Below are 24777 nucleotides of genomic sequence, written 5' to 3'. Positions count from 1 at the left end.
CGATGACGACCGACGGCCGGCCGGTCCTGCTGGTGGGGGCGAGCGGCCTCGCCCGCGAGGTGCTGCCCCTGCTGGCGGAGGAGGGCCGCACGGTGCTGGGCGTGCTCGACGACCGGTGCGCCGAGCTGCCGCCGGTCCTCCCGCCGCCGTACGACCACGTGCCGGTCCTCGGCCCTGTGTCGTCCGCACCCGACCACCCCGACGCCGCTCTCCTGCTGTGCGTGGGCCCGAGCCCGGTGCGCGCCGCGCTGCGGGACCGGCTCGGGCCGAGCGCGGGGTTCGCCACCGTCGTCGACCGGTCGGTCCGCAACCCTGCTGCCTGCAAAATCGGCGCCGGCTCGATCTTGATGGCACACGTGACGATCACCGCGGACGCAGTGCTCGGCAAGCACGTGATCGCCATGCCCGGCGTCACGGTCACGCACGACTGCGTGGTCGGGGACGTCACCACGCTCGCCGCGGGCGTCGCCCTCGGCGGCGGCGTGGTCGTTGGACCGGGGACCTACCTCGGGATGAACGCCTCGGTCCACCCCGGCGTCCGCGTCGGTGCGGGCGCGACGGTCGGCATGGGCGCGGTCGTCCTGCACGACGTGCCCGACGGCGAGACCTGGGCGGGCGTCCCCGCCCGCCGGCTGGTGCCACACCCCGCGCGCGTCGCCGACCCCCGCCGCACCACCGCCACCCAGCCGTTCCGAACCCCCCAGGAGGCGCGATGAGGTTCCACCGCCCCGCCGCCCCGGCCGAACGCGCCACGGTCTCGGTCGTGATCCCCTGCTACCGGTACGGCAACTACCTGCCCACCGCCGTCGCCTCGGTGCTGGAGCAGGCGGACGTGGACGTCGACGTCCTGGTGATCGACGACGCCTCGGATGACGACAGCGCGCAGGTCGCCCGCGACCTGGCCGCCCAGGACGTGCGGGTCCGCGTGGTGGTGCACACCGCCAACGCGGGGCACATCGCCACGTACAACGAGGGCCTGAACCAGGTCAAGGGCGACTACGTCGTGCTGCTCTCCGCCGACGACGCGCTCGTGCCCGGCTCGCTCGCCCGCGCCGTCGCCCTCATGCAGCGTCACCCAAGGGTCGGCCTGGTCTACGGGCACTGCGCCTACTTCACCGACGAGCCTCCCCGCGCCGACCGCGCGGCCCGGAGCTGGACCACCTGGCCGGGGCGTCAGTGGCTGACCTGGATGTGCTCCCGCTCCACCAACCCGGTGTACACCCCCGGGGTGGTGATGCGCCGCACGGCCTGGGACGACGTCGGCCGGTACGACGCGCGGGTGCCCCACGCCGGCGACATGCTCCTCTGGTACCAGACCGCGGCACGCTGGGACGTCGGACGCGTGAACAACGAGGCCCAGGCGCTCTACCGGGTGCACGGCACCAACATGCACCTGACCCAGTACGCCGGGATGCTCCGCGACATGCAGGAGCAGCGCACGCTCTTGGGGATCCTGTTCGAGGAGACGCCGCCCGCACACCTGCCTCCGGCGCGCGTCCGCGAGTCGGCGCTGCGGTCCATCGTCCGCCGCGCGAACCGGCTCGCGATCGCCGAGTCGCGCGACCCATCGGGCGACGGCTCCGCCGAGGCGTTCCGGCGGTTCTCCGCCGAGACCACCACCCTCCTCGACGGACGCGGCGTTAACCCGGCGCTGGTCGCCTGGGACGCCTGGCTCGAGAGCCGGTGGGGCGGGCTGGCGCGCCGCGCCGTCCGGCACGTGTGGTGGCAGCTGTGGCGCAGGTACGGCGTATGACCACGGCCCCGCTCGGGACGCAGGTCAGGTCCGGGCTGCTGTGGAGCGCGCTGAACAACGCCACCCTGCGGCTCGGCACCCTGATCACGGGCATCTTTCTGGCCCGCATCCTCGACCCCGAGACGTTCGGCGTGTTCGCCGTCGCCGCGACCGTGCAGGGCATCCTGATGACCGTCAGCGAGCTCGGGCTCGCCGCCGATCTGGTCCGCCGCGGCAGGTTCGACGAACGCGGCCCCACCATCGCGACGCTCTCCCTCGTCTCCTCGGGGCTGCTCACGGCCGCCATGTGGTTCGGCGCACCGGCCATCGCGGAGTTCATGGGCGCCGTCGAGGCGGCGCCCGCCGTGCGGGCCATGTCGCTGACCCTCCTGCTCGCCGGGATCGGCGTCGTCCCGTTCGCCCGGCTGCAGCGCGACCTGCGCCAGCGGGAGCTCTTCCTCATCGAGCTGGTCGCGTTCGTCGTCTCGACCACGCTGGCGGTCGGGCTCGCGCTGGCCGGCTGGGGCGCCATGGCGATCGCCGTCGGCAGGTTGTGCTCGATGATCGCCGTCGTCGTGCTCGAGTTCGCCACGACCCGCACGCTCCCCCGGTTCGGGTGGCGGTCCGACGTCGCGTCGTCCGGCTTCCGGTTCGGGTTCCCACTCGCGTGCGCCGGGCTGCTGTCGCTCGTCCTGCTCAACATCGACAACGTCCTGGTCGGACGCCTGGGTGGGCCCGTGCTCCTGGGGCTCTACTCGCTCGCCTTCAACGTCTCGTCCTGGCCCAGCTCGGTGATCGGCACCGCCGTCCGGGCGGTCGCGATGCCTGCGTTCGCGCGGCGCAGCGACGACACCGGAACGGCGGACCGCGACGGGCTGGTCACCGCGTCGTCGCTGACCTGGGCGCTGGCGGTCCCCGTATCGATGCTGCTCGGCACCCTGGCGGGTCCCGTGATCGAGATCTTGTACGGGCACGCGTGGGCCGCAGCAGCCGGGGTCCTGGCCTGGCTCGCCGCGGTCGGCGCGTTCCGCATCCTGTTCGACGTCTGGGTCGCTTACCTCACGGCGGGCGGTTGGTCCGGGAAGCTGTTGCGCCGGCAGGGGTTGTGGCTGGTCGCCCTGGCACCGGTGATGTGGTGGGGCGTCGGGTCTCTCGGGCTGGTTGGCGCAGGGGCGGCGCACCTGGTCGTGGTGACGGTGATCGTGCTCCCCGCGTTCCTGCACGCGCTGCACGGCACCGGGGTCCGGCTGCGCAGGCTCGTCGTCCCGCTGTTGGTGCCCGTCGCCGCGGTGGTCCCGGCCGCCGCCGTCGTCCTGCTGGTCCGACACGTCGCCCCCGACGCGTGGGTCCAGCTCACCGTGGGCGGCGTCGCCGGGTTCGCAGCCTATGCCGCCCTCGTCTGGCCGTGGCTGGCACGGCTCCTCCCTGCCGGGGTCCTGCCCGGGCAGGCCCTGCTCTCCCGGCTCACCCGCCGGCCCCGTCGTGCCGACCGGCCCGAACCCGAACCCAGCAAGGACGTGGTCCCATGACCTCCGAGACCGTACCGTTCGTCAGCCTCGACCACATGCACGACGAGATAGCCGAGGGGGTGGACGCCGGCCTGAGCGAGGTGCTCCGGTCCAAGGCTTTCGTCCTCGGACCGCAGGTCGCCGCCTTCGAACAGGCCTACGCGGCGTACTGCGGCGTCCAGCACTGCCTGGGCGTGGGCAACGGCACCGACGCGCTCGAGCTCGCCCTGCGTGCCTCCGGCGTGCGGCCCGGCGACGAGGTGATCATCCCTGCCAACACGTTCGTCGCCACTGCCGAAGCCGTCCTGCGGGCCGGGGCCAAGGTGGTGCTCGCGGACGTGGACGACGACTTCCTGCTCGACCCTGCCTCCGTCCGCGAACACCTGACGGAGCGGACGACGGCGGTGGTGCCGGTGCACCTGTACGGCCAGATGGCCCAGGTCGAGCTCATCGCGGAAGCGGTCGGTCCGGGGGTCGCCGTCGTCGAGGACGCCGCGCAGTCCCAGGGCGCCCGGCGCCACGGCCGCCGGTCCGGCTCCCTCGGGACCGCTGCAGGCACGAGCTTCTACCCCGGCAAGAACCTCGGCGCGTACGGGGACGCGGGCGCCGTGACGACCGGCAGCGCGGAGGTGGCCGAGCACCTGGCGAAGCTGCGCAACCACGGCGGCGTCCGCCGCTACGAGCACGAGGTGATCGGGACGAACTCCCGGCTGGACACCGTGCAGGCGGTGGTCCTGTCGCTCAAGCTGGCCCGGCTCGACCTCTGGAACGGCCTGCGCCGGGACGCGGCCGACCGGTACGCCGCCCTGCTGGAGGGCGCTCCCGGCCTTACCCTGCCGCGCACGGTGCCCGGCAACGAGCACGTGTGGCACCTGTACGTGGTCCAGGTCGAGGAGCGGTCCAAGGCCCAGGCGGCCCTGGACGAGGCGGGGATCGGGACCGGGATCCACTACCCGGCTCCGATCCATCTCCTTCCTGCCTTCTCCTACCTGGGCGGACGGGCCGGTGACCATCCGGTCGCCGAACGGCAGGCGCCCCGGATCCTCTCCCTGCCGATGTTCCCCGGGATCACCACCGCGCAGCAGGAGCGGGTCGCCGAGGCACTGCTGAACGTCCTCTGACCCGCCGAAAGCCACCCGAGGTCCCACCCGAGAGAAGGAGCACCCCATGGCCGGATCCGGCTTCGCCCAGACCACTGCCACGCTGCGCCGCGCCCGCGACGTCGGGCCGCGCGGGGTGGCACAGCGGCTGGCCGCGCGGGTCTATCGCGCAACAGGCGCCCGGGCGCTCGACCTGCACCTCGACCCTGCCGACGTCGTCGGCGACGTCCCTGCCTCGCTGCCGGTGCCCGCGCCCCGCCCGGCGGGCGGTGCGGGCCCGGGCTCCCCGGGGCTCACGGTCGGCTGGGTGACCAGCCCGCCGGCCGCCGGGTCCGGCGGCCACACGACGCTGTTCCGGATGGTCGAAGGGCTGGAGGCCCGCGGGCACCGGTGCGTCGTGTACCTCTACGACCGGCACGGGCTCGACATCACCCAGCGCGCCGCGGAACTGCGGCGCGGCTGGCCCGGGGTGCGGGCAGAGGTCCGGGACGCACGCGCCGGCATCAGCGGCGTGGACGCGGTCGTGGCGTCCTCGTGGGAGTCGGCCCACGTCGTGCTCTCCTACGGGGCGGAGCCCGTGCACCGGCTGTACTTCATCCAGGACTACGAGCCGTACTTCTACCCGCGCGGCTCGGAGTACGAACTCGCTGCCATGACCTACCGGTTCCCGTTCCGCCGCATCGCGCTCGGCGAGATGGTCGCCGGCTGCCTCCGGTCCGAGCTGGGCCAGGACAGCGACGTCGTCCCGTTCGGGTGCGACACTCGCGTCTACCACCCGCCGAAGGTCAAGGTTCCTCGGTCCGGGGTGGTGCTCTACGCCAAGCCGGACGTCGGCCGCCGCGGTTATCTCCTGGCCCGCCTGGCGCTCGAGCGCTTTCACCGTACGCACCCGGAGCAGGAGATCCACGTCTACGGGTCACGGCCGACAGGACTGCCGTTCCCGGTGTCGTACCACGGGAGCGTCTCGCCGGCGGCGCTGAACGAGCTGTACGGGCGCGTCGTGGCCGGGCTGGCGATGTCCTTCACCAACATCTCGCTCGTGGCCGAGGAGATGCTCGCCGCCGGCGTCGTGCCGGTCGTCAACGACTCCCCGCTGTCCCGAGCGGACCTGCCCAACCCGCACGTCGGGTGGGCGGAGCCGACGGCGGAGGGCATCGCCGTGGAGCTCGCGGCGGCCGTCGACCGGCCGGACGCCGATACCTACGCGGCGCAGGTCGCCGAGAGCGTCATGGGCCGGTCCTGGGATCTGACGCAAGAACTGGTGGCGCAGATCGTGGAGGACGAGGTGCGGCGCGGTGACCGTGCCTGACGTGTCGGCGCCCGCGACTCTCGAGCATCGCTATGACGGTGAACGTGGCGGCGACGCCGAGCACGCCGGCCATCCCGACGCTCCGGCCGCGCGACCCCTTCACCTGATGGACCGCAGTCGACTCGGGGGCGACCGTCACGGTGATGTCGTTGACGGGCGCCACCCCGGCGTCACGCTGCAGGCGGTCCAGCTCCTCGGTGATCTGCGCGATGATCTCGCCCTGCCGCGCTGTGACCTGGTCGGCGGTGGGCGCGACGACCTCGACGTACAGGACCTGCTCGGCGAAGTGGGGGGCCCACTGGCCACCCGTGTCGGGCAGGCGGACCGACCAGCCGTCACGTACCCCTTCACCGACGAGCGTCGCGTCCGGGGAGGCGTACTTCGTGACCGCGTCCGGTCCCGAGACCGTCTTGCCGACCACCCCCGCCGTGATGATCAGGTCCTCGGAGGTGGTACGCAGAGAGTTCGGGTACGCGGCGCTCACCGGCGCGAGGAACACGACCTGCGTGCGGCTCCAGAAGACGCCGTCGTCCAGCGTCGTGGAGTACATGAGTCCGAGCGTCGTCACCGCACCCGCCACCAGGACGATCCAGCGCCGCAGCGCCGCACGTACCAAATCCCAAAACTTCATCGAATCTCCGCTATTTCTCTCTCCGCCATTTCCCGGAGTGGGTGAAATTCGGGTCAGAATGCCGCCACTCGTTCCTTTGCTCGCTCTCGCACGATACCTTTGTCGAGCGTGGCGTGATACGCCCGGAAAGGGTGAACAAATGTCATTCCTCGACCTGATCGCAGCCTTGGGTCGCCAGTGGATGGTGTCGATCGCAGGGCTCCTGGCGACCGCCGCTCTCGTCTGGGGGGCCGCCGCCGCGGAGCCGCCCGTCTACACCGCGCGCGCCCTGGTCCTACTGGTGCCCTCCGAACAGGTCGTCGGTAAGGGCGGCAACCCGTTCCTGGCGCTCGGTGGTCTCGACCTCCCGGCGCGCGTGGTGGTCGCCTACTACGAGAGCGACAGCGCCAAGGCCCAGTTCACCTCCGGATCCCCCGACGCCGAGTACGTCGTGGCCATCGAGGAGTCGACGCGCGGGCCGGTGATCGCCGTCGACGTGACGGACGAGACCCCGCAGCGCGCCCTCGAGACCCTTGATCAGCTCACCTCGTCGATCCCCGTCGAGCTGCGGCGGCTCCAGGAGGAGGTCGACGCGCCCGAGAACGCCATCGTGTCGACGCTCGTCCTTGCCAAGGACGAGCAGGCGGAGGCCGACACCAGCGGCACGGTGCGGATGCTCATCGCCGCCGCCGGTGTCGGGCTGGTGGGGACGATCGTCGGCGCCGTGGCGACCGACGGGATGCGGCGCAGCCGGTTGCGGCGCCGGAGGCCGGTCACCGGGCCGCCCGTCCTCACACCTCCGGCGAGCAAGACACCGGACAGCGGCCCGCCCTGGAACAACCCCGCCCCCGACTCCCGCGACCGCCGGAGGGACGACACACCCGCCCGGGCGGCCACCGCGGAGCCCTGGTGACGCGGGCCCGGCCCGCCGCGACCCACCGGCATGCCGCACCGGCACGGTCCGCGTTCGGGCGGGCCGTGCCGTTCGACGTCGTCACCTGGCTCTCGATCTACCTCGTCCTGCTGTTCGCCGTGCCGTCGAAGCTGGTCATCGGGCCGCTCGGCAGCGCGGGTGCACCGTCGATGGTGCTCGGCCTCGTGAGCCTGCTGCTATGGGTGCTCATCGGTGTCGGCGCGATCGGGCCGTCGCTGAGCCGCCCCCGGCAGGTCCGGGTGGCGCTCGGCCTGTTCCTCTTCGGCGTCGGGGTGTCGTACGTCATCGCCATGTCGCGGCCCGTCGTCTCGGGTGAGGTCAGCCCCGCCGACGTCGGGCTCCTGTCGCTGCTCGCCTGGTCGGGCATGCTCCTCCTCGCGCACGACGGGATCGGATCCCCCGCCCGACGCGACGTGCTGGTGTGGCGGCTGGCTCTCGCAGGCGGCGCCCTGGCCGTGCTGGGGCTCGCCCAGTTCGCCGTCGGTGAGCTGTTCGTGGACCGGATCTCCCTGCCCGGGCTGACCCTCACCTCGCCGTACGAGCTCGGGGAACGCAACGGACGCGTCCGCCCGCAGGGCACGGCGACCCACCCGATCGAGTACGGCGTGCTGGTCACCATGCTGTTGCCGCTGGCGCTGCACGTCGGTTTCCAGCACACCGAGCGCCGGGCCCTGGTGCGGTGGGCCCCTGCTGCGGCAGCGCTCGCGCTGGTGCCCGCATCGGGTTCTCGGTCCGCCTATGTGGGCGCCGCCGTCGGCCTCGTGATCCTGCTCATCGGCTGGCGAGGATCGCGGCGCCGCGTGATGCTCGGCGTCACCGCGGCGGGCACAGCCGTAGGACTGGTGGTCGCACCGGCGATGCTGGCGTCGATCCTCGGCCTGTTCACCGGCGCCGCCGATGACCCGAGTGTCGCCTCCCGGACCGGATCGTTCGCGCTGGCCGGCGACTTCATCGCACGAGACCCCCTGTTCGGGCGAGGGCTGGGCACCTTCCTGCCCACCTACCGGATCTTCGACAACCAGTACCTGCTGCTCCTGGTGACCGTCGGCGTGGTGGGCACTGCTCTGTTCTGCGGCCTCGGCGCGGCGGCGGTCCGGGCACTCGTGCGGGCGCGCGCCCGCAGCGTGGACACCGACGCCAGGTCCCACGACCTCGCGCTGGCCCTCATCGCGTCGGTCGTCGTCGGGTTCGTCAGCCTGTTCTTCTTCGACACGTTCGCGTTTCCGATGACGATGGGCGCTCTCTTTCTCCTGATCGGTCTCACCGGATCGCTGCACGACCAGACATAGTCACGCCGGCCGGTCCGCCATTCACCCGGACATTCACCCCCATCCGTGTTTCGCGCCGGCACTTCTTCGTTCACGATTACCAAATGATCAATCTCTGCTTTCACGGTATCGGGACGCCCCCAGCCGGTGTCCCGGCCGAGGAGGCCTCCTACTGGATCGGCGTCGGCACGTTCCGCCGGGTCCTCGACCTGGTCGCCGATCGTCCGGACGTGCGGATCAGCTTCGACGACGGCAACTCCTCCGACGTCACCGTCGCGCTGCCGGACCTGCAGGAGCGCGGGCTGGCCGCCGAGTTCTTCGTCATCGCGGGGCGGCTCGAGGACTCGGGCTCCCTGTCGGCCGACGACGTGCGCCGGCTGCGCCTCGCCGGGATGGGTGTCGGGTCGCACGGCATGCACCACCGCGTGTGGCGCAGGCTGGGTCGCGCGGAGCAGCACGAGGAGCTCGTGGTCGCCCGCCGGCGACTCGAGGAGATCCTGGACGAGCCGGTGGACACGGCGGCGTGCCCGCTCGGCCGGTACGACCGCACGACCCTGGCCGCGCTGCGGCGGCTGCAGTACACCCACGTCTACACCAGCGACCGGGCACTGGCCCGGGCCGGTACCTGGCGACAGGCCCGGTTCAGCCTCCGCGCCCACGACACGGCCGACGACGTCGCCGGCTGGCTCCGGCACGGCGACCGACGCACCACGCGGTTCGCCGACTCGGCACGCACCTTCGTCAAGGGGCTGCGCTGATGGGGGCGGAGGTCGCCGCGGTCATCGTGACCTACAACAGCGCCGAGCACGTCGATGCTCTCCTGGACGGCCTGCCCGACGCCTTCGGCGACGTCCCGTACACCACGGTGGTCGTCGACAACGGGTCCACCGACGGGACACAGGCGCTGCTGCGACGCCGGGGCGACTGCACGGTCGTCGAGAGCGTGAACGACGGCTACGGGGCAGGCATGAACCGCGCGGTGCGCCATGCGCCGGAGACAGCGGCGATCCTGGTGCTCAACCCGGACGTGGAGCTCGACGCCGACGCGGTGCCGCGGATGCTGAGCGTGCTGCGCCGACCGGGGGTCGGCATCGTGGCTCCCCGCACGCGCGAGGTCGACGGGCGCCTGTCTCCCACGCTGCGGCGTACGCCGACCGTGGCACGCGCCGGAGGGCTGAGCTTCACCCGCCTGCCGCTGCTCGCGGAGCGGATCGACGACCCGCGGGCCTACACCACCGAGCGCACGGTGGACTGGGCGGTCGGTGCGATCTGGCTGGTGGACCGGGAGTGCTTCGACGCGATGGGCGGATTCGACGAGTCGTACTTCCTGTACTCAGAGGAGACGGACTTCGCGCTCCGGGCCCGGGACCGTGGCTGGGCCACGGTCTACACACCGACGGCGGGCGGCATGCACATCGGTGGCGGGTCCGGCACGAGCCACGAGACCCACACCATGCAGATGCTGAACCGGGTGCGCCTGATCCGGCGCCGCCGCGGCACGAGAGCCGCCTGGCTGTACTACGCGCTGACCCTGCTCGTGGAGCTCCGCCGCGGCCTCCTGGGCCACCGCGCGTCCTGGCCGACGCTGCGGGCGCTCGTGCGCCCGGCCCTGCGGCCGGCCGTGCTCGGAGCGAGTGACGCGGTGCTGCCCCGATGAGCGCTCCGGAGGAGGCGAGGGCGCCCGGGTCACCAGTCGCGTCCGTCATCGTTCCCGCCCATGACGAGGAACGCACGATCGGCCGCCTCCTGGACGCGTTGTGCGCAGAACCCGGCCGGTTCGAGACGGTGGTCGCGTGCAACGGGTGCACCGACGGGACGGCGCAGGTCGCCGCACGGTACCCGGTGACCGTGCTCGACCTGCCGGAGCCCTCCAAGGCGCGTGCGCTGCGCGCCGCCGACCAGGTGGCCCGCACGTTCCCGCGGGTGTACCTCGACGCCGACGTCGAGATCACCGCGGACGGCCTGGCCCGGCTCGTGGCCGCGGTGGGCCCCGGACGTGCGGCGGTCGCGGCACCACGGCGGGTCATGCCCCGGGCAGGGGTCTCCGTGCTCACCCGGTGGTACTACGACGTCTGGGAAGCGCTGCCCACCGTGCGTTCGGGTCTGTTCGGGCGCGGGGCCCTGGCCGTGTCCCAGAACGGTGCACGCCGGGTCGAGGCACTGCCCGAGATGATGGCCGACGACCTGGTGCTCTCCGAGGCGTTCGCGCCGGCCGAGCGCGTCGTCGTGCAGGACGTCGCCGTCGTGGTGCACCCGGCGCGCACCCTGCGGGACCTCGTCCGCCGTCGTGCACGGGTGACGACCGGCAACGTCCAGGCGGACCGCGCCGGCCTGCGTGGGGCCGAGGCACGCACGACGCTCGGCGACCTCTGGCAGCTCGTGCGGGAGCGGCCGGGCCTGGCGCCGCGGGTCCCCGTGTTCCTCGGCGTCGTGCTCGCCGGACGCGCCCGCGCCCGTGCTGCTGTCCGCGCAGGCGACTTCACCACCTGGGAGCGGGACGCGAGCTCTCGGGCAGGGGCGACGGACCGAGCTCGATGAGAGCGACGGACAGCGCGCTCAGCTCCCGCTGCCGCCGCACTCGATAGCGGGACCCCGAGCCGTCCGCCCGTCCTTGCTGACCGTCACGACGTGCGCCTGCCACGTGGTGAGGGCCGAGCAGAGGACGTCGACCGGTCCGTGGCCCCAGCTGTCCCGCACCACCTGCAGGTCGCGCACGGTTCCGGGCGCGCCCGCGCGGAACGGGTAGCCACCGCCCTCGACGAGCAGCCCGTCGACGGTCAGCGACGTGTTGCCCTGGCCGCTCGGGTAGAAGAACGGCGCGGTGCCGTAGCAGTCCTCCCGCTCGTGCATGATGATCCGCGTCTGCCGGACGGTCACGCTGCCGCCGCCGTACCCCTGGATACCGTCGCCGTGCCAGTCCGGACAGGCGTCGGGCGGCGTGATCCGGACGAACGTGCGCTCGATGACGACGTCGCCGCACTGCTCGGCACCGACCCTGATCCCCTCCGGGACACCGTCGATCACCACGTCCCGCACGGTGAACCCACCGTTCCCGATGACCGGCAGGTCGGTGTCGCTCGTCGGCGCGGACCCCGCGACGAACCGGGACGCCTCGATCACCAGGCCGGACCCGCAGGTGCCGCCGGCGTCGTTCACGACCTTGGCCCCGACCGCGTCCACCCGGCGCAGCGTGACGTCCTTCGCCGCGACATAGATGACCCCGTCCGTGATCCGCAGGTCCTGGACCACCGTCCCCGCCTTGCGGATCCAGAGGTCCCCGGTGTGGGTGCGCCGCGGCGACCACCCGGCGGGCAACCCAGCGGTCTCGGCCGTCGGGAACGTGGCCGGCGCTGCCGCCCCGACGGACGGGGAGGGGGTCGGGGCTGCCGTGGGCCCTGCCGCCTCGGGCGGCGTCGCGGACGGGGACGGGTCCTCGGGCGGCATCGCGGACGGGGTCGGGTCCTCAGGTGGCGTCGCGGACGGGCCGGATGCCTCGGACGGCGTCACGGGCGCGGTGGAGACCTCGGGCGGCGGCCGCAGAGGTGCCGGACCGAGCGTCGTGAGCACGACGGCGGCCAGCGCACCGACGACCCACCGGAGCGCCAACAGCAAGGACGGGGTGCCCATGCGATCCATCCTGGCATGCCGGCCCTGTTCGCTCATCCGGGAACCTGGCCGGCGCCCGTCGTGCGCGGGACGGCGATCTGCTCGTAGAGGTCCGTCATACGCTCGATCCTGCGGTCCCACAGGTGGTTCGCCACCACGTGCTCGCGGGCCGCCGCGCCCATCCGTAGCCGCAGGTCCGGCTCCGCGACCAGGCGGCGGACCGCGGTGGCCACGTCCCGTGCGAGCTGTTCCGGTGACTCGGCCGGCACCCGGACGGCGCACGCGTCGGACACGTTCGCCCCCGGACCGCCATGGATCAGCACACGGTCCCCAAGCCCGAGGTCACGCACCAGGTCGGCACACGCGGCGCGGTCGGCCCCGTCCCCCACCACGTCGAGCACCACCGGGAGGTCGCGCAGCAGCGCCATGGCACGGATCACGTCCCGGGCCCCCTTGGTGCGCACCATCCGCCCGACGTGCAGCAGCCGGACCGGACCGGAGCGACCCGACCGGTCCTCCGGGGGCGGGACGGTGTGGACGGCCACGTCGCTGAGCTCCTCGAACCGACGAAGCCGCAGGTCGCCCAGGAGCTCGCGCACGTAGGGGGCGATACCCACCACGCAGTCGGCGTCCTCGTAGGTGGCGCGGAGGAGCGGATCCCGCCTGAGCCGGAGCCGGTCCAGCCGTCGGAGCCGCTGGTACCAGGGCGTCGCGCCCTCCTCGTGCGCGAAGGCAGGCGGAGACTCGAGGCTGCCTCCGACCGGCCCCACGACCAGAGGGATACCCAGGCCGGCGACGGGTGACGGGTAGCGCATCGCCACGGGCGTGACCTGGTGCGCCACGTCGAACCGGTCTCCCGCCGCGAGCCGTCCCCTGACGTAGCGCCGGGCTCGCGCGTAGAACGGCACGTACGCAGGCTGGAGGAGGCTGTTCAGCCGCTCCGCACGGTGCACCAGCGGAGGCTCTGCCCACTCCACGACCCGGACCGCCGGGAGCTGCCGCGACGGCGGCACATGGCCCTTCTTGTACGTCGACAGGAGCGTCACCTGAAACCGCTGCGACAGCAGGTGTGCCCACTGGTGGGCGAGCCACGACTCGCCGACGTCCGCGCCGTCGCACGCCGGAGCGATCAGCAGCACGTGAGCCACACGGGAGGAATGTGCCGGTTCGTTGACGACCACCACCCGATAGTGAGGGCTGGCGCACGACAAAGGCACCCCTCGGACGGGTGAACACAGGGGTGACAAAAGCACCGGCCAGCACGTCGCGGGCAACTTCTGGATGAAATCCGGCCGCCCCGGTGACTTCACCCGCACGCGGCCTGTCACCGCGATTTCCCGGGGCCATACTGCGAGCGTGACACATTCGAACAAGGTCGGGCTCGTCCCGATCACACCGGATGATCTTCCTCGCGTGGGCGAGTTTCTCAGCGCGCACCTGGACAGCACCCTGACGCCCGACCGATGGGCCCGGTCGCTGCGCCCCACGTGGACCACGAGCCACCCCGACCACGGGTTCCTGCTCGAGTCCGACGGCCAGGTCGTCGGCGTGTACGCGGGGATCTACTCGGAGACGGGAGACCCCGACCGGCGGCGGGCGGTGTGCAACCTCGCCGCGTGGTGCGTCCTGGAAGAGTTTCGCCAGCACTCGCTGCGGCTGGTGCGCGCGATGCTCGCCCAGCGTGACCGCGAGCTCACCGACCTCTCCCCGAGCGGGACCGTGGTACCCCTGAACGAGCGCCTCGGTTTCCGCCGCCTGGACACCTCGGGCGCGCTGGTCGTCAACCTCGCCCTGCCCACACGGCCCGGTGTTCGCCTGCTCAGCGAGCGGGCAGACATCGAGGCCGTCCTCACGGGCGGCGACCTGGCCGCCTACCGTGACCACGCGGACTCCGCCGCGGCACGGCATGTCGTGGCCGTCGCCGACGGGCGACCGTGCTGGGTGGTGTTCCGCAGGGTGCGGCGCAAGCGGCTCGGCCTGTTCGCCTCGGTCCTCCACGTGAGCGACCGTGACGTGTTCCGCGCGGTCGCGCCGGCGGTGTACCGGCACATCCTGCTCGCGCACAGGCTGCCGTTCACCCTGGTCCAGACCCGGGTGTGCGGCACTCGCCCGTGGCACTCCGTACGGCTGTCCGCACAGCGACCGATGATGTACCTGAGCCGGGCCGGGGAGCCGTCGGAGCCGGTCACGTACCTGTACAGCGAGCTGACCCAGGTTCCGTGGTGACCTCTTCACCCCGCTCACGGACCTATTCACCCTTGCGCGCCATCCGTAATGGACTTCCAGCGCCGTACCGTGATCTTTGTGATTACCGCCTTACACCACCACGTGGAGCAACAGGCAAGAATTCGGCCAGAGGCCGCCGCACTCACCTCCTCCGACACGACCCTGACGTACGAGCAGCTGTGGCGTGCCGTGCGACAGGCCGGCGCGCAGCTCGCCGGGCTCGGCGTGGAACGGCACGACCGCGTCGCGGTCTACCTGGAGAAGCGATTCGAGACGGTGGCGGCGCTCTGGGGCACCTCGGTGGCTGGCGGTGTGTTCGTCCCGGTCAACCCGCTGCTCAAGGGCAAGCAGGTGGCCCATGTCGTACGCGACTCGGGCGCCCGGATCCTGGTCACCTCGCCCGGCAGGCTCGCCGCCGTACGTGACCAGCTCGACGGCACCGGTCTGACGGCAGTGCTGCTGGTGGACCAGCCCGACGGCGGTACCACCCCCGAGGGCCTGCCGGGGGTCGCCGTGCACCGCTGGGCGCCGGGCACCGAGGACCACCTCGCCGACGTCGCAACGCTCCCGCAGGCACCGCGGCCCGGGACGGACGCCGACATCGCGGCGATCCTGTACACGTCCGGCAGCACCGGTGCGCCCAAGGGCGTCGTCCTGTCGCACCGCAACCTGCTCGTGGGTGCGACCAGCGTCTCCGGCTACCTGCACAACACCGCCGACGACGTGCTCCTCGCGGTGCTGCCCCTGAGCTTCGACGCGGGCCTCAGCCAGCTCACCACCGCGTTCGCGGTCGGCGCCCACGTGGTCCTGCTCGACTACCTGCGGCCCCGCGGGGTGGCCGTCGCGTGCGAGCGCCACGGCGTCACCGGCATCACCGGCGTGCCGCCCCTGTGGACACAGCTCGCGACCGTCGACTGGCCGCCGCGCGCGCTGCGGACGCTCCGGTACTTCGCCAACACGGGCGGGCACATGCCGGCCACGCTCCTGCGCGAGCTGCGTGACCTGTTCCCCGCTGCCGCGCCGTACCTGATGTACGGGCTGACCGAGGCGTTCCGGTCCACGTACCTGGACCCCGAGCAGGTCGATCTGCGCCCCGACTCGATCGGGCGGGCCATCCCCAATGCCGAGATCCTGGTGCTGCGCCCGGACGGCACCCCGTGCGCGGCCGACGAGCCGGGCGAGCTGGTGCACCGAGGCAGCCTGGTCGCTCTCGGCTACTGGAACGACCCGGAGCGCACGGCGGCCCGTTTCCGCCCCGTGCCCGGGTACGACGAGCCCTGGCGCGCGGCCCCGGAAGCAGCGGTGTGGTCCGGCGACACCGTCGTGCGGGACGCCGAGGGGTACCTCTACTTCGTCGGCCGCGCCGACGAGATGATCAAGACCTCCGGGTACCGCGTCAGCCCCACCGAGGTGGAGGACGCCGCCCTCGGCACCGGCCTGGTGCGTGAGGCCGTGGCCCTCGGGATGCCCGACGACCGCCTGGGCCAGCGCATCGTGCTCGTCGTGGCGGCCCCCGAGACCGTCGACACGGACCGGCTGCTCAAGGAGATGCGGCAGTCGCTCCCGACGTTCATGCTGCCCGCGGAGGTCCGCCCGGCGGACTCGCTGCCCCGGAACCCCAACGGCAAGCTGGACCGCTCCGGGATCCGCGCCCAGGTCACGGCGGAGGCGTCCGCATGACCGCGCTCGACGAGCCCGTCGCCGCCCCGCACCCGGCGGTCGCGGCAGTGCCGGTATCGGGTGACGAGGTCACGGTCGGCGGCGTGCCGCTGAGCCTGCTGGCCGAGCGTGTCGGATCCACACCGTTCTTCGCCTACGACCGGCAGCGCATCACCGAACGGGTCAGCGAGATCCGGGCGGCGCTCGGCGGCGTGGTGCGCCTCGGGTACGCCGTGAAGGCCAACCCCATGCCCGCCGTCGTCCAGCACCTCTCGGGGCTCGTCGACGCGCTCGACGTCGCCTCGACCCGGGAGATGCACACCGCGCTGGACACCGGCAAGGACCCGCGGCACGTCAGCTTCGCCGGCCCCGGCAAGACGCCGGCGGAGATCCGGTCCGCGGTGGCCGCGGGCGTGCTCATCGAGCTCGAGTCGGAGACCGAGGCGCGCCGCGTCGTCGCGGCGGGTGACGAGCTCGGCGTCGTCCCGCGGGTCGCGGTCCGGGTCAACCCGGACTTCGCGGTGCGGGGCTCGGGCATGCGCATGTCCGGTGGCCCGCAGCAGTTCGGGGTCGATGCCGAGCAGGTTCCGCACCTGCTCCGCTACCTGACGCCCACCGGGGTGGACGTGACCGGGTTCCACATCTTCGCGGGGTCGCAGAACCTGGACGCGGAGCTCATCGCCCATGCCCAGCGCGCCACTGCCGAGCTCGTCGTCGCACTCGCCGACCACCTGCCCGGCCCGGTGCGTTACGTGAACCTGGGTGGCGGGCTGGGTATCCCCTACTTCCCGAAGGACCGCCCGGTCGACCTCGGCCGGGTGGGCGAGAACCTCGCGACAGTGGTCGCCGAGCTGATCGCCCCGGCGCTCCCCCAGGCGGACGTCCACATCGAGCTGGGCCGTTATCTCGTCGGCGAGGCGGGCTCCTACGTGACCCGCGTGGTCGACCGCAAGATCTCACGGGGCCGGACCTACCTGGTGGTCGACGGCGGGATGCATCACCAGCTCGCCGCGTCCGGCAACCTCGGGCAGGTGATCCGGCGCAACTACCCGGTGCTCGTCGGCAACCGCATGGCCACCACGGACCGGGAGCAGGCCACCGTCGTCGGCTGCCTGTGCACGCCTCTCGACCTCCTGGCGGACGACGTCCCGCTGCCCCCCGCCGAGCCTGGCGACCTGGTCGTGGTGCTCCAGGCGGGCGCCTACGGCCTCACCGCGAGCCCTACAGCCTTCCTCAGCCACCCGGCACCCGCCGAAGTGCTGGTCTGACCGCCCCGACATCTGACCGCCCCGACAGGAGAGAACGATGAGCAGCGACACCCGACAGAGCCCGGACGGCACCGTGGCCGGCGACGAGGTATCCCTCGTGGACGTGCTGGACGTGGTCGGCACCACCCTCGGGATCGAGGACCGGGTCGGCTCCTTCGATGCCGGCACGCCGCTCTTCGGCACCCTGCCGGAGCTGGACTCGCTGGCCGTCCTCGAGCTCGTGACCGCGCTCGAGGACCGGTTCGGCATCACCGTCGACGACGACGAGCTGACGGGAGGGCTGCTGGAGACCGCCGGTAGCCTGCACGCGTTCGTCCGCGACCGGGCCCGATGAGCCGCGGGTCGGCCATGACCGGCTACGGGGACTCCGTGCGGGTGGACAGGTCCGCGGACGTCGACGAGCGCGCGACGATCGGCGCCGGCACCACCATCTGGCATCTCGCCCAGGTCCGGGAGGAGGCCGTCGTCGGCGCCGGCTGCACGGTGGGGCGTGGCGCCTACGTCGGCCCGGGCGTGCGGATGGGCGACGGCTGCAAGCTGCAGAACTACGCCCTCGTCTACGAGCCGGCGGTGCTGGAGGACGGCGTCTTCATCGGCCCGGCGGCCGTGCTGACCAACGACCTGTACCCACGGGCGGTCACCCCGGACGGCGCGGTCAAGACCGGCGACGACTGGCAGGCGGTAGGCGTCACGATCAGGACGGGTGCCGCCATCGGCGCCCGGGCGGTGTGCGTGGCGCCGGTGACGGTCGGCCGGTGGGCGACCGTCGCCGCGGGTGCCGTGGTGACCTCCGACGTGCCGGACTTCGCGCTCGTGGCCGGGGTACCCGCCCGGCGTATCCGCTGGGTAGGGCGCGCCGGCGTACCCCTGGAACGCACCGGTCCGGACCGGTGGCGCTGCCCCACGACCGGCGACGAGTTCACCGAGGCGGACGGCGTGCTGAGCGAGGCGTCGCCGGGCACTCCTCGCGGGTGACACCCGAGTCACACATTCTTTTCATGCCGCGTTAATGTCGTGGATGAAAAACATCCAGCACCTTCCACGATTCATTTTTTCGCCCATTCCTCATCCCGAACAGGGCGCCGGGTGAAGCCTCGGGTGAACGTGTCAGAAAAGCAAGTCAGCGCCCCTCTACCCTCTTAACATTGTGCTCAGGAAACGCGCTCTGCAACGCGCGGTTCCCGCCGAGGGAAGAGGGGATTCGGCGTGGCAAGCCAAACGTTGGGCAGCGGATTCGAGATCCATCCGGCAGTGGCCGATCTCCGGATCAGGAACCACACGACCCGTGGGTTTCACGACATTCGCTCGTCGCTCGCGACACCTCTGTGGCAGACCCGTTACCGCACACGGCTCCGGATCACGGACGCGGTGGTCGTGGTCGCTGCGGCGATCGCCGCGTTCGCACTCGATGCCGCCCTGCCTACCAGCTCCCCCGGCCACCCGGGCCTGGTCGGCGCGGCCGCCGTTCCCGCCCTGGTGGCCGCGATCTGGATCGCGGCACTGGACGTGGAAGGTTCGTACGACCGGCGGATCATCGGCCGCGACCTCACCGAGTACCGACGGGTCCTCGGCGCGACCTGGACGTCGGCGAGCCTGGTCGTCCTCGTAGCCTGGCTCACCGCCTTCGCCGAGGCGCGGGACGTTCTCGTGCACGCCGTCGCGTTCCCGCTGGGACTCGCCGGGCTGATCGCGTCCCGATACGCCTGGCGGGAGTGGGTGCTGCGCAATCGGCGCCGCGGCGCCGGCTACATGACCTCCGTCCTCGTGGTCGGGCATCGCGAGCAAGCCGAGCGGGTGATCCGCCTGCTCAACGACTCGCCCGAGCAGGGACTCGTGGTCGTCGGCGCCTGCCTGGCTGCCGACGAGACGTCCGACGACGGCATGCGACCCGACGGGACGCGGACCCGTGACACCGTTCCCGGGGACGAGGTGGGTGGCGTCCCGGTCCTCGGCGACCTGTCCCGGGTGGGGGAGGCCGCGGCTCTCGTTCGTGCGAGCGCCGTGGCGGTGAGCACGTCCGGTCGGATCACCACCGAGGTGGTACGACGGCTCGGCTGGCAGCTCGAACGGGTGGGGGTCGACCTCATGCTCACGTCCGAGCTCGCCGACGTCGAAGCCGCCCGCGTCACGGTCGCCCCAGCGCCCGGGACGTCGCTGCTGCACGTGGCGCCGCCCCAGTTCGACGGACACAGGTTTCGCGTGAAACGGGTCACCGACTGGGTGCTCGCCGCCCTGTTGACGCTGCTCGTCCTACCGGTGCTCGTCGGTGTGGGGCTGGCGGTATCGCTGACCAGCAAGGGCGGGCTGTTCTACCTGTCGGAGCGCGTGGGGCGCGACGGCAGGACCTTCCGCATGGTCAAGTTCCGCACGATGCGCGTCGGCGCGGACCGCGAGGTGCCCGCGCTGGCCGAGGGGAACGACGCCGCGGGCCCGCTGTTCAAGCTGCGCACCGATCCGCGCATCACCCGGGTGGGTGGGATCCTGCGCCGATACTCGCTCGACGAGCTGCCACAGCTCTTCAACGTGCTGTGCGGCCACATGAGTCTCGTGGGGCCGCGACCGGCTCTGCCGCGCGAGGTAGCCACCTACGAGGAGCACGTGCGGCGCAGGCTCCTGGTCAAGCCCGGCATGACGGGGATGTGGCAGGTGTCCGGCCGGTCCGACCTGCCCTGGGACGAGGCGGTGCGGCTCGACGTCTACTACGCGGAGAACTGGACCCCGTTCCTCGACCTGCTGATCCTCGCCCGGACGGTCCGCGCGGTGAGCTCGGGCCGCGGTGCCTACTGACAACCCCTGATCGAACGGTGGATGGGTGACGTTCGGGTGAAAGTACGCCGTTCGGCTACTACCGGACAAAGGCCCACGGCATGCTGGGCACTACATGGCTACGACAATCCTTACGGTGTGCACGGGGAACATCTGCCGTTCCCCGGTCCTGGCGCGCCTGCTCACAGCCCGCACCGACGGCACCGTCCAGGTCAGCAGCGCGGGCATACGGGCGCGCGCCGACGAACCCATCGAGTCCCACATGGCGAGCCTGTTGCAGTCGCGCGGGCTGGACAGCGGCCAGTTCATCGCGCGCCAGCTCACTCCGGAGATGATCCGCGGCGCAACCGTCATCATCACGATGACGCGCGCCCAGCGCTCCGCGGTGGTGCGGGCCGTCCCTGAGGCCGTCCGGCGGACGTTCACCCTGCTGGAGCTGGCGCACGTGCTCAGCACGTCGCCGGGCCCGCGCTCCGCGACCGACGACGCGACCCGGTGGGCGCGGGTACCCGAGCTCGTGAGCCTGGAGCGCCTGAACCACTCGGCGTGGAACCGCACGCTCGACATCGAGGACCCCTACGGACGCGGCGACAAGGCCTTTCGCCGCGTGTTCGAACGGATCTGGTCAGCGACGAACACGGTGTGCGGTGTGCTCGGCACCGGGCGGCAGCCCTGGCTCCTGAGCACCCCTGAGCCGCGCTCCGGCGCGCAGCCGCTCGCCCAGCCGCGGCACTCGTCACACCTCAGCCGGCTGTGGCCGAGCTGACGACCAGCCGCAGGACAACCGGGCGAGGACTGCAGGCCGTACCAGTATCTGACGACAGACCATTAGACACAGACAGGGGGCAGGACGTGGAACTCGCCGAATACGCGAACGTGCTGCGGCGACGCTGGGCGGTGATCGTCTGCACGGCGCTCGTCGGGGCTCTCGCCGCGTTCGGCTGGGCATGGTCGACGCCGCCGTCCTACACCGCGACAGCCAAGGTCTACGTGTCGCTGAACACCGGTGAGTCGACCAGCGACCTGCTGCAGGGCTCCACCTACGTGAAGAACCTGATCGAGTCGTACGCCGCGCTGACCGACATGCCCGTGGTGCTCGACCCCGTCGCGGCAGACCTCGGTCCGGGCATCACGGGCCGAGACCTCGCCGCCGCTGTCTCCGCCGACTCGCCGCTGAACACCTCGATCATCGAGATCAACGTCGACGACGGCGACCCCGGGCGCGCCGCGGTGATCGCCAACGCGGTCGCGCAGCAGCTCTCGACAACGGTCGTCGACCTGTCGCCGGCTACCCCGACGGGCGAGCAGGCCATCGCGGTGACCATGGTCTCGTCGGCGGAGGTTCCGCTGTTCCCGTCGGCACCCCGGACCAACCTCCTGACCGCAGCCGGCGGCGCGGGGGGCCTCGCGATCAGCGTCGCGCTGGTCCTGCTCTGGGCGGTCCTGGACACGCGGATCCGGTCGGCACAGGAGCTGGAGACGGTGTCGGAGGGTACGGCGCTGCTCGGCTCGATCCCCGTGGTCAAGCGCAAGGATGCCCGGGTACCGGCCACCCATGAGCCGCTGAGCACCCGGGCAGAGGCCTACCGCCGCGTTCAGACGAACCTGTCGTTCGTGGACGCGACCACGCCCGCCCGGGTCCTCGTGGTGACCTCGAGCGTGCCTGGCGAGGGAAAGTCCACGACGGCGATCAACCTCGCCTCGACCTTCGCGGAGAGCGGCAGCCGCGTGCTGCTGATCGACAGCGACATGCGGCGCCCGTCCATCGCCACCGTGCTCGGCCTGGAGGACGCAGCGGGGCTCACCACCGCCCTGGTCGGACGGTCCGCCATGACCGATCTGGTCCAGCGGTACGGCCCCGGCCCGCTCGACGTCCTGCCCCTCGGGCCCATCCCGCCGAACCCGCACCAGCTCGTCGCATCGGACGCCACACGGGACCTGATCGCCGCGGCCCGCTCGGCCTACGACGTCGTCATCATCGACGCGCCGCCGCTGCTCCCCGTCTCGGACGCCGCGGTCCTGTCCACGATGGCCGACGGCGTGGTCGTGGTGGTCGGAGCCCGGCGCGTGCGCCGCCAGCAGCTCACCCAGTCGTTGCGTGCGCTCGCCGGGGTCGAGGCACGGGTGATCGGCTTCATCCTGGCGTTCGCACCCCGGTCGGGCCCTGGCGGCTCCTACTACGGCTACCGCACCAACCGGCGCCGGAAGCTGCGGTTCCTGCCGGGACGGAGTCACCACGAGACGCTCGACCTGCCGCCGATCACCGGCACGATCAGCGCGGTGCCCGGAGCCGGCAAGCTGCCGAGCGGCATCCCCGGTCCGGGCATCGCCCCGGGCCCGAGCAGCGTTCCGGGCCCGAGCAGCGTTCCGCGTGCGAGCGTCACCCCTGCTCCCGAGGGCGTCCCTGGAGCGGACACCATTCACGGGCCGGGCGGCATCCCCGGCCCGGGCGCACGGCTGACCCCTGGTCCCTCGCCGCGGCCCATACCCCCTGTCGTCGCCGATCTCGGGACGGCCGATGAACGAGCCGGGTGACGGCAGGACGCGCGACGTGCGCGTCTACAAGACACTCCGCACGGCCCACCTCGAACGGGCCCTCGCGCTGACCCCGGCGGACATCCTGTACCAGGAGAGCCGGTACGACTTCGACGAGGAGCTGGTGGCGGAGGTCCGCCCGCAGCAGGCCGGCGACCTCCGCTGCGCATGGCTCGTGGCGCGGAACGGGTACGAGATCGTCGAGATCAACGAGCCGGCGGCCATCGACAGCGTGCGCAGGTCAGCCGCCGTCCTCGCCGCGCTGCTCCTGAGCGACCTCGTCCGACGCCGCCGCACCCGGATCGTCGCCTACGCGATAGGCAACATCGACCCGCGCGCGCTCCCGAGGCCGACCGCCTGGTGGCCGCGCCTGGGCAGGCGCCTGGACCTGATCCTCGCGCGCTGGATCTGGCTCCGGCTCGACCGGGTCGTGTTCGGCACGGAGACCGCACGCCAGCTCTACGGCAGCGTCTTCGGCATCGCGGGCCGCCACAGCCTCCGCTGGACCACCATCGAGGCGCTGCCCGCCGTGTGCGACTGCCTGCTCGACGGCGACAAGACGCCCGGCCGCGTGCTGTTCCTGGGCGACCTCTCGCCCCGCAAGGGGTTCGACTCGGTGCTGGCCGCCTGGACCACGGTGCGTCACCGCGTGCCCGACGCCGTCCTCACCGTGGTGGGGCGCGGCGCGCTGCTCGACGACGCCTACGCGGCAGCGCGGGCGGACAGCCGGGTCCGCGTCATCGCCGACCCGCCGCGCGACGTCGTGCACGCGGAGCTGCGCAGGGCCTCTGTGGTGGTGCTGCCGTCCCGCCGCCAGGTCGCATGGCGCGAACAGGTGGGCCTGCCCGTCGTCGAGGGGCTCGCGCACGGCTGCACCGTGGTGACCACCGACGAGACCGGCATAGCGGACTGGCTGCGGCACCACGGGCACGGCGTCATCCCTGCCGAATCGGTGGGCGATCTGCTCGCCGCGGTCATCGCCGAGGCTGCGACGAGGCCGCTCGACGCACGCACCGTGTGCGCCTCCCTGCCGCATCAGGACTCCCGGCTGGAGGCCGACTCGTGGATGTTCGCGCGCGAGGTCATCGCCGCGGGTTCGGCCGACAAATCCGGCGACCGCCGATGATCTCGTCGCTACGCTGACGCCATGCCGACCACCGCCCAGTTGCTCGCCTTCCTCGCGGCGTCCGTAGTCTTCATCGCGCTGCCGGGACCCAGCGTCCTCTTCGCGATCGGCCGTGCCCTGACGGTCGGCCGCCGGGACGCGCTCCTGTCGGTGACCGGCAACGCGCTGGGCCTGCTGGTCCAGGTGGCATTCGTCGCGGTCGGGCTGGGGGCGCTGGTCGAGGCGTCCGCCGCGGCCTACACGGTGCTCAAGCTGGTGGGCGCCGGCTACGTGATCTACCTGGGCATCCAGGCGATCCGCCACCGTGCCGACGCCCGCCTCGCCCTGGCCGCACCCGACAAGACCCGCACGGTGAGTCCGTGGCGCGCGGTCTGGGCCGGGTTCGTCGTCGGCGCGACCAACCCGAAGACCATCGTCTTCTTCGCGGCGTTCCTCCCGCAGTTCATGAACGACGCCGCTCCGGCGACCCCGCAGCTGCTGTTCCTCGGGCTGCTGTTCGGCATCCTGGCGCTCTGCCAGGACTCGATCCTCGCCCTGGTCGCGAGCCAGGCCCGCACGTGGTTCTCCCGCAACCCCCAGCGCCTCGACCACCTGAGCGTCACCGGCGGCGTCGCCATGGTCGGCCTCGGCACCGGCCTCGCGCTGGAGGGCACGGTCGTCAAGGCCTAGGACCTGCTCAGCGATCAGGCCTCGCCCCAGAAGGCGTCCTCGGCGTCCTGGTCGGCCGAGAACAGCCACATCTCAACGATCTTGTCGCCCTCGACACGGAGCACGTCGACGCCCGACATCGACATCGCCACGTCCGCGCGCTTGCCGGAGAAGTGGACCGGGATCGCGGCCAGGTCGCCGTTGACCATCGGCTCGCCGGTGAACCGCAGCTCGAAGGTCCCCTCGGACGTGGCCCCCATCCCGCCGAGCAGCGTGCCCACGGCCGCCCCGCCGTCGTGCGCGCCGGAGAAGCGGTTGCGGCCCGGCTGGTGCCAGACGATGTCGGCGCCGAAGAGCGCGGTCCCCGCCGGGACGTCGCCGACGGACATGGCCTCGTAGTACTGCTGGGCGATCACGGCGGTGCTGGACTCGGTCATCAGACTCTCCTTTTGTCGGCGTTCCGGCTTCCCGCCTATAGTCAC

24 protein-coding genes are annotated in these 24777 nt (G+C 72.3%); 20 read left to right on the top strand and 4 right to left on the bottom strand.

Annotation, left to right across the window (positions count from 1 at the left end; genetic code table 11):
- The first annotated feature begins 2 nt into the window (after positions 1–2).
- The 5 genes from ACQEVI_RS16050 to ACQEVI_RS16030 are packed head-to-tail and all read left to right on the top strand — an operon-like array spanning position 3 to position 5649.
- Positions 3–716 carry a NeuD/PglB/VioB family sugar acetyltransferase gene (locus ACQEVI_RS16050; protein ID WP_432900552.1) on the top strand — a complete coding sequence of 238 codons (714 nt, stop codon included), beginning with the start codon at positions 3–5 and terminating at the stop codon, positions 714–716.
- The gene (locus ACQEVI_RS16045; protein ID WP_432900550.1) at positions 713–1753 is read left to right on the top strand and encodes a glycosyltransferase family 2 protein; all 1041 of its coding nucleotides are present in this window, start codon (positions 713–715) and stop codon (positions 1751–1753) included. The genes ACQEVI_RS16050 and ACQEVI_RS16045 overlap by 4 nt, the downstream gene beginning before the upstream one ends.
- Positions 1750–3261 carry an oligosaccharide flippase family protein gene (locus tag ACQEVI_RS16040; RefSeq protein WP_432900548.1) on the top strand — a complete coding sequence of 504 codons (1512 nt, stop codon included), beginning with the start codon at positions 1750–1752 and terminating at the stop codon, positions 3259–3261. Before ACQEVI_RS16045 ends, ACQEVI_RS16040 begins: the two co-directional genes overlap by 4 nt.
- On the top strand, positions 3258–4361 hold the full coding sequence (locus ACQEVI_RS16035; RefSeq protein ID WP_432900546.1) for a DegT/DnrJ/EryC1/StrS family aminotransferase: 1104 nt from the start codon (positions 3258–3260) through the stop codon (positions 4359–4361). Before ACQEVI_RS16040 ends, ACQEVI_RS16035 begins: the two co-directional genes overlap by 4 nt.
- Before the next feature lie 46 nt (positions 4362–4407).
- Complete coding sequence (locus ACQEVI_RS16030) at positions 4408–5649, top strand: rhamnosyltransferase WsaF family glycosyltransferase (protein ID WP_432900544.1); 1242 nt, start codon at positions 4408–4410, stop codon at positions 5647–5649.
- On the opposite strand, the gene ACQEVI_RS16025 is transcribed toward ACQEVI_RS16030, so the two are convergent.
- Positions 5567–6280 (bottom strand): hypothetical protein, encoded by a 714-nt coding sequence (locus ACQEVI_RS16025; protein WP_432900542.1) that lies wholly within the window; start codon positions 6278–6280, stop codon positions 5567–5569. The two genes, ACQEVI_RS16030 and ACQEVI_RS16025, sit on opposite strands and share 83 nt — an antisense overlap.
- A 139-nt stretch (positions 6281–6419) precedes the next feature.
- Here ACQEVI_RS16025 and ACQEVI_RS16020 point away from each other — a divergent pair, with 139 nt between their 5' ends.
- The 5 genes from ACQEVI_RS16020 to ACQEVI_RS16000 all read left to right on the top strand — a co-directional run bounded on the left by ACQEVI_RS16020 (position 6420) and on the right by ACQEVI_RS16000 (position 10999).
- Entirely contained in the window at positions 6420–7172 is a 753-nt protein-coding gene (locus ACQEVI_RS16020) for a hypothetical protein (protein ID WP_432900541.1), read from the top strand.
- Positions 7169–8482: an O-antigen ligase family protein gene (locus ACQEVI_RS16015; protein ID WP_432900539.1), complete on the top strand. Its 1314-nt coding sequence runs from the start codon at positions 7169–7171 to the stop codon at positions 8480–8482. The genes ACQEVI_RS16020 and ACQEVI_RS16015 overlap by 4 nt, the downstream gene beginning before the upstream one ends.
- Positions 8483–8565: 83 nt before the next feature.
- Complete coding sequence (locus ACQEVI_RS16010) at positions 8566–9219, top strand: polysaccharide deacetylase family protein (protein ID WP_432900537.1); 654 nt, start codon at positions 8566–8568, stop codon at positions 9217–9219.
- Positions 9219–10118, top strand: coding sequence for a glycosyltransferase family 2 protein (locus tag ACQEVI_RS16005; protein WP_432900536.1), 900 nt, complete (start codon positions 9219–9221; stop codon positions 10116–10118). The genes ACQEVI_RS16010 and ACQEVI_RS16005 overlap by 1 nt, the downstream gene beginning before the upstream one ends.
- Positions 10115–10999 carry a glycosyltransferase gene (locus ACQEVI_RS16000; protein WP_432900534.1) on the top strand — a complete coding sequence of 295 codons (885 nt, stop codon included), beginning with the start codon at positions 10115–10117 and terminating at the stop codon, positions 10997–10999. The genes ACQEVI_RS16005 and ACQEVI_RS16000 overlap by 4 nt, the downstream gene beginning before the upstream one ends.
- An 18-nt stretch (positions 11000–11017) precedes the next feature.
- Here the strand turns inward: ACQEVI_RS16000 and ACQEVI_RS15995 are convergent, their stop codons facing one another.
- Both ACQEVI_RS15995 and ACQEVI_RS15990 read right to left on the bottom strand, forming a co-directional pair.
- Positions 11018–12088 carry a hypothetical protein gene (locus ACQEVI_RS15995; protein WP_432900532.1) on the bottom strand — a complete coding sequence of 357 codons (1071 nt, stop codon included), beginning with the start codon at positions 12086–12088 and terminating at the stop codon, positions 11018–11020.
- A 32-nt stretch (positions 12089–12120) separates the two neighbouring features.
- Positions 12121–13215, bottom strand: a complete 1095-nt coding sequence (locus ACQEVI_RS15990; protein WP_432900531.1) for a glycosyltransferase — start codon at positions 13213–13215, stop codon at positions 12121–12123.
- Positions 13216–13423: 208 nt separating this feature from the next.
- Between ACQEVI_RS15990 and ACQEVI_RS15985 the strand changes: the two genes are divergently transcribed.
- The 10 genes from ACQEVI_RS15985 to ACQEVI_RS15940 all read left to right on the top strand — a co-directional run bounded on the left by ACQEVI_RS15985 (position 13424) and on the right by ACQEVI_RS15940 (position 24316).
- The gene (locus tag ACQEVI_RS15985) at positions 13424–14293 is read left to right on the top strand and encodes an N-acetyltransferase family protein (RefSeq protein ID WP_432900529.1); all 870 of its coding nucleotides are present in this window, start codon (positions 13424–13426) and stop codon (positions 14291–14293) included.
- 78 nt (positions 14294–14371) lie between these two features.
- The gene (locus ACQEVI_RS15980; RefSeq protein WP_432900528.1) at positions 14372–15973 is read left to right on the top strand and encodes an acyl-CoA ligase (AMP-forming), exosortase A system-associated; all 1602 of its coding nucleotides are present in this window, start codon (positions 14372–14374) and stop codon (positions 15971–15973) included.
- Complete coding sequence (locus tag ACQEVI_RS15975) at positions 15970–17220, top strand: pyridoxal-dependent decarboxylase, exosortase A system-associated (protein WP_432900526.1); 1251 nt, start codon at positions 15970–15972, stop codon at positions 17218–17220. The genes ACQEVI_RS15980 and ACQEVI_RS15975 overlap by 4 nt, the downstream gene beginning before the upstream one ends.
- A 37-nt stretch (positions 17221–17257) precedes the next feature.
- Positions 17258–17554, top strand: a complete 297-nt coding sequence (locus tag ACQEVI_RS15970; RefSeq protein ID WP_432900524.1) for an acyl carrier protein — start codon at positions 17258–17260, stop codon at positions 17552–17554.
- 14 nt (positions 17555–17568) lie between these two features.
- A complete protein-coding gene (locus ACQEVI_RS15965) occupies positions 17569–18195 on the top strand; it encodes an acyltransferase (RefSeq protein ID WP_432900522.1) in 627 nt (208 codons plus the stop codon).
- A 231-nt stretch (positions 18196–18426) separates the two neighbouring features.
- Positions 18427–20007 carry a sugar transferase gene (locus ACQEVI_RS15960; RefSeq protein ID WP_432900520.1) on the top strand — a complete coding sequence of 527 codons (1581 nt, stop codon included), beginning with the start codon at positions 18427–18429 and terminating at the stop codon, positions 20005–20007.
- A gap of 94 nt (positions 20008–20101) precedes the next feature.
- The gene (locus ACQEVI_RS15955; protein ID WP_432900519.1) at positions 20102–20752 is read left to right on the top strand and encodes a low molecular weight phosphatase family protein; all 651 of its coding nucleotides are present in this window, start codon (positions 20102–20104) and stop codon (positions 20750–20752) included.
- Positions 20753–20838: 86 nt separating this feature from the next.
- On the top strand, positions 20839–22521 hold the full coding sequence (locus ACQEVI_RS15950; RefSeq protein ID WP_432900517.1) for a polysaccharide biosynthesis tyrosine autokinase: 1683 nt from the start codon (positions 20839–20841) through the stop codon (positions 22519–22521).
- Complete coding sequence (locus ACQEVI_RS15945) at positions 22505–23647, top strand: glycosyltransferase family 4 protein (RefSeq protein WP_432900515.1); 1143 nt, start codon at positions 22505–22507, stop codon at positions 23645–23647. Before ACQEVI_RS15950 ends, ACQEVI_RS15945 begins: the two co-directional genes overlap by 17 nt.
- Before the next feature lie 21 nt (positions 23648–23668).
- Positions 23669–24316, top strand: a complete 648-nt coding sequence (locus ACQEVI_RS15940) for a LysE family translocator (RefSeq protein ID WP_432900513.1) — start codon at positions 23669–23671, stop codon at positions 24314–24316.
- Between the two features lie 14 nt (positions 24317–24330).
- Here the strand turns inward: ACQEVI_RS15940 and ACQEVI_RS15935 are convergent, their stop codons facing one another.
- On the bottom strand, positions 24331–24732 hold the full coding sequence (locus ACQEVI_RS15935; RefSeq protein ID WP_432900511.1) for a nuclear transport factor 2 family protein: 402 nt from the start codon (positions 24730–24732) through the stop codon (positions 24331–24333).
- Between the last annotated feature and the right edge of the window lie 45 nt (positions 24733–24777).

The organism is Promicromonospora sp. CA-289599 (genome assembly GCF_050936155.1).
GTDB lineage: Bacteria > Actinomycetota > Actinomycetes > Actinomycetales > Cellulomonadaceae > Promicromonospora.
Note: the sequence above shows the minus strand (reverse complement) of the source record. Positions and strands in the feature narration are given on the sequence as shown.